Source organism: Mucilaginibacter sp., from assembly GCF_036383575.1.
In the GTDB taxonomy this organism is placed as follows: domain Bacteria; phylum Bacteroidota; class Bacteroidia; order Sphingobacteriales; family Sphingobacteriaceae; genus Mucilaginibacter.
Map to the genome: position 1 here is coordinate 1 of NZ_DASVOB010000187.1, position 4,990 is coordinate 4,990.

Annotated in this window: 3 protein-coding genes; all 3 read left to right on the forward strand. The window is 44.5% G+C overall.

Translation table 11 applies throughout. The annotated features are described in order from the left end of the window. Positions 1–2,062: penicillin-binding protein (locus tag VF500_RS06850; RefSeq protein WP_330858952.1), on the forward strand; the 2,062-nt coding region annotated here is incomplete at its 5' end. Continuing rightward, complete coding sequence (locus VF500_RS06855; protein WP_330858953.1) at positions 2,059–3,519, forward strand: UDP-N-acetylmuramoyl-L-alanyl-D-glutamate--2,6-diaminopimelate ligase; 1,461 nt, start codon at positions 2,059–2,061, stop codon at positions 3,517–3,519. The genes VF500_RS06850 and VF500_RS06855, both read left to right, overlap by 4 nt. 130 nt (positions 3,520–3,649) lie before the next feature. Continuing rightward, positions 3,650–4,891 (forward strand): phospho-N-acetylmuramoyl-pentapeptide-transferase, encoded by a 1,242-nt coding sequence (gene mraY / locus VF500_RS06860; RefSeq protein WP_330858954.1) that lies wholly within the window; start codon positions 3,650–3,652, stop codon positions 4,889–4,891. Positions 4,892–4,990: the final 99 nt, after the last annotated feature.

The following is a 4,990-nucleotide window of genomic DNA, read 5'->3' on the forward strand; positions in this document are numbered from 1 at the left end:
AGCTTTCGGGCTTGTGTTGCTTTTGGCAATTGCTGTTACCGTGCAGCTTTGCCGCCTGCAATTTGTTCAGGGCGATAAATGGAAAGCTATGGCTGCCGATCTTTCGGCGCAATACCAAACTGTTGAAGCCGCAAGGGGGAATATTTTTTCTGTTGACGGAAGGTTGCTGGCTACTTCGGTGCCTGAGTATGAGCTGCATATGGATATGCTGGCCGGTGGTATCGCCTCCGATACGGCATTCAATAATAATATCGACCTGCTGGCTGCAAAGCTGTCGGGTATGTTTGGTGACAGGTCGGCCAGGGATTATTCGCGCGTGTTGCGCGAGGCCCGCAAGGATAGTTCACGTTATGTGCTGATCAGGCGTAAGGTATCGTACCAGGATTTAAAAAAAATCCGCCAGTTTCCTGTGTTTAACATGGGCAAGTACAAAGGCGGCTTGATCGTTATTCAAAAAAACAGGAGGATCCTGCCGTTCCAGTCGCTGGCGGCGCGTACTATCGGTTACAAAAACGAAAACGTGAAGAACCCGGTAGGTTTGGAAGGTGCTTATTCATCATACATTAATGGTGAAAGTGGCAGGCGCTTAATGCAACGTATTCCGGGCGGTATCTGGATGCCTGTTGACGATGATGATGAGATAGCACCTAAAGATGGCGCTGATATTATTTCAACCATCAACGTAAACTTTCAGGATGTAGCGCAGGATGCGTTGAAAAAACAACTGGTAAAAAGCGCGGCCGATCATGGCTGCGTTGTGCTTATGGAGGTATCTACCGGTGAGATCAGAGCGATTGCTAATTATACCCGCACTAAGGATGGCGATTATAAAGAGCAGATGAACTATGCTATCAGTAATGCTATCGATCCGGGATCGACCTTTAAACTGGCATCATACATGACTATGCTCGATCAGCATAAAATTGATACCAGCACCATGGTTAATGCCGAAGGTGGCAGGTATAAATTCCCGAAAGGGCCAACTATTACTGATACCGAGCATGATAACTATGAAATGTCGGTTAAACGTGCTTTTGAAGAATCATCAAACGTGGCAGCGGCCAGGCTTGTTGACCAGTTTTATCATAACAATCCATGGCAGTACATCAATAAGCTGTACAGCTACCACTTGAACGAAAAGCTACAATTGCAAATACAGGGTGAAGGAAGGCCGGTGATCAAGAATCCATCAAACCGCAGCTGGAACAAAAATTACAGTTTGCCCGAGATGGCTTATGGTTACGAAATGAACATTACGCCGCTGCAAATGCTGGCTTTTTATAACTCGGTTGCTAACAACGGCAAAATGATAGCCCCGCTGCTGGTTCGCGAGATCCGCAGGCTGGGTAATCCTATCGAGCAGTTTCAGGCAAGGGTAATTACCGAGCAGGTATGTTCTGAAGCAACTTTAGGCAAAGTGCGTGGAATGTTGGAAGGTGTTGTAATGAACGGTACCGGTAAAAACGTTATTAAAAACAAGCTTTACAGCGTAGCCGGTAAAACCGGTACAGCGCAGGTGGCAAACGGAACAAAAGGTTATAAGGACAAGAAATATCAGGCCTCGTTTTGCGGTTATTTCCCTGCCGATCATCCTAAATATTCGATGATCGTAGTGGTTAACAACCCAACCCAGGGCGATTATTTGGCGGCAAAGGTTGCCGGTCCGGTGTTCAGGGAAGTAGCGGACAGGGTTTATGCCAATGATCTGGATATTAACCAAAGCTCGCAGACGCATTACGTAGGTAATACGGTAATGCCGCAGGTAAAACAGGGCAATATGAAGGCCTTGAAAAAAGTTTATTCAAAACTGGGTGTTAAACCTTTGTATGCATCGGCCAATAGTACGGTTGATACCAGCAACGGGATCTCGTTTGAAGAAGTGAAATATAAAAATGGTACCGTGCCGGCGGTAACAGGCATGGGGCTTAGCGATGCGTTATATGTTATGGGTAACGCCGGTTATAAGGTAACTGTACGCGGAAGCGGCATAGTTACCAATCAATCGGTTACCGGTGGAAGTGCAATACCAAAAGGATCACGAATTTTAATTGAACTGCAATGAGGTATTTAAGCGATATAATTGATGGACTGGCCTTCACTGAGTTGCAGGGAAGCGCCGATGTAGAGATAACGGCAATTGCTTTTGATTCGAGGGCGGTAATCCCTGGATCGATGTTTGTTGCTGTAAAGGGTACTCTTGTTGACGGACACGATTATATTGACCAGGCCATTAAAAAAGGTGCTGTAGCAGTAATTTGTGAAGACCTGCCTGCCCATACCACCGGCGAGGTAGATTTCCTGATGGTAGCCGATTCCGCCGTGGCGCTTGGTATTGTAGCTGCTAATTTTTATGATAATCCATCGGCTAAATTAAAACTGGTTGGTGTAACAGGTACTAACGGTAAAACAACTATTGCAACGCTGCTTTACCAGTTATTCCGCGATCTGGGTTATAAATGTGGCTTGTTGTCGACAGTTGAAAACCAGATCAATGGCAAGGTGATCCCATCAACCCATACAACGCCCGATCCGGTTGAACTGAACAGCTTGCTTGCCGAAATGCTGGATAGTGGTTGTGATTATTGTTTTATGGAGGTGAGCTCGCATGCTATTTCACAAAGGCGGATTGAGCGCCTGGTGTTTGCCGGTGGTGTATTTACCAATTTAACGCACGATCACTTAGATTATCATAAAACCTTTTTGAGGTATTTAAATGCTAAGAAGGCATTTTTTGACGGCTTGCCAAAAGATGCATTCGCGCTTACTAATAGTGACGATAAAAACGGGAATGTAATGCTGCAGAATACAGCGGCACATAAAAAAAGCTATGGCCTTAAAACCATGGCCGATTATAAAGCCCGCATCCTTGAAAATCAGTTTAGCGGTTTGTTACTGCAAATTGATGGCGAGGAAGTATGGTTTAAAATGGTGGGTACATTCAACGCTTACAATCTATTGGGAGTATACGCCACTGCGATGCTACTTGAGCAGGATAAAGCCAAAGTGCTTACCAGCCTAAGTAAACTGACTGGTGCCGAAGGCCGCTTTGAATACATAACTGCGCCTAATAAAGTTGTAGGTATAGTTGACTATGCCCACACACCGGATGCTGTGCAGAACGTGTTGAGCACCATCCATGATATCCGCAAGGGTAACGAAAAGGTGATCACAGTAATTGGTTGTGGTGGCGACAGAGACAAAACCAAGCGTCCTATCATGGCTAAAACCGCTTGCGAATGGAGCGATAAAGTGATCCTGACCTCTGATAATCCGCGTACCGAAGATCCGGCGCAGATCATTAAAGAAATGGAAGAAGGTGTTGATCCGGCCTTTAAAAGGCATACGGTAAGCATCGTCGACAGGCACGAGGCTATTAAAACTGCCTGTATGCTGGCTAATCCCGGTGATATTATCCTGGTAGCAGGCAAAGGTCACGAAAAATACCAGGAGATAAACGGAGTGAAAAATCACTTCGACGATATGGAAGAACTGGAAAACCGGTTCAAAGATTTGGTGTAATCCTAAACCAATTAATAGAGAGTAGATAAAATTAAAGCATTAAAAATAACTCGCAAATCTGCAAGATCTAAGATGAGCAAATCAATCATCTGCACATCTGAAATCTGCAAATCTGCACATCGATAAAGCAATGTTGTATTACCTGTTTAACTATTTAAGCAAAAATTATAGCATACCAGGAACGGGGGTGTTTCAATACATCACTTTCCGGACGGCAATGGCTGTAATTACATCGTTGCTGATCACTACGGTTTATGGTCGCCGGTTAATTGATTACCTACGCTTTAAACAGGTAGGCGAAACCGTAAGGAATTTGGGATTAGAAGGGCAGATGCAAAAGTCAGGTACACCTACAATGGGTGGCATCATTATTTTGTTAGGTATCCTGGTGCCAACGCTATTGTTTGCCAAGTTGGATAATGTGTACGTGATCCTGATGATCGTAACCACCGTTTGGCTGGGTGCTATCGGCTTTTTAGATGATTATATCAAAGTATTTAAAAAGAATAAGGAGGGTTTGGCAGGCCGGTTCAAGATTATCGGTCAGGTAGGGTTGTCGCTTATCGTCGGGTGGACAATGTATTTCAATAGCAATATCATTATCCGTCAGGAAGTGGTTTTGCCGGTGAAAGATGATGCCCCGGTTGAGTTTCATATGAAGCGTAATGTTCCTGTTTATACCCAGGATGTGCACTCTACTAAAACAACCATGCCTTTTTATAAAAACAATGAGTTTGATTATGCCAAGGTATTGAAGTTTTTAGGGTCTGGTTATGAGCAATACGCCTTGGTAGTGTTCCTGTTTTTTGTGATCCTTATCATCACGTTCATATCAAACGGAGCTAATATTACCGATGGGATAGACGGTTTGGCGACGGGTACATCGGCCATCATCGGTATAACCCTGGCTATACTGGCTTATGTATCGGGTAACACGGTTATTGCCGATTACCTGAATATCATGTACATCCCTAATTCGGGCGAACTGGTGGTTTTCGCCGGTGCTTTCGTAGGGGCGTGTGTAGGCTTTCTATGGTATAACTCATACCCGGCACAAGTGTTTATGGGCGATACCGGTAGTTTAGCTATAGGCGGTATCATAGCTGTGTTCGCTATCATGATCCGCAAGGAACTGATGCTGCCATTATTATGCGGTGTTTTCCTGGTAGAGAATTTTTCAGTGATCATACAGGTATCGTGGTTTAAGTACACCAAAAAGAAATTCGGCGAAGGGAGAAGGGTGTTTTTAATGGCTCCGCTTCACCATCACTATCAGAAAAAAGGTTTCCACGAAGCCAAGATCGTTACCCGCTTCTGGATCATTTGTATCCTGCTGGCGATAGTGACGGTGATAACGTTGAAGCTGCGGTAGTGGTTAGTGATTGGAGATTAGAGGTTAGGAAAGGAAAAAATCGGTGAGATCATCAAATAATCGGTGAAATCCCAAAAGAAAATAAAGAATGAACCAGGA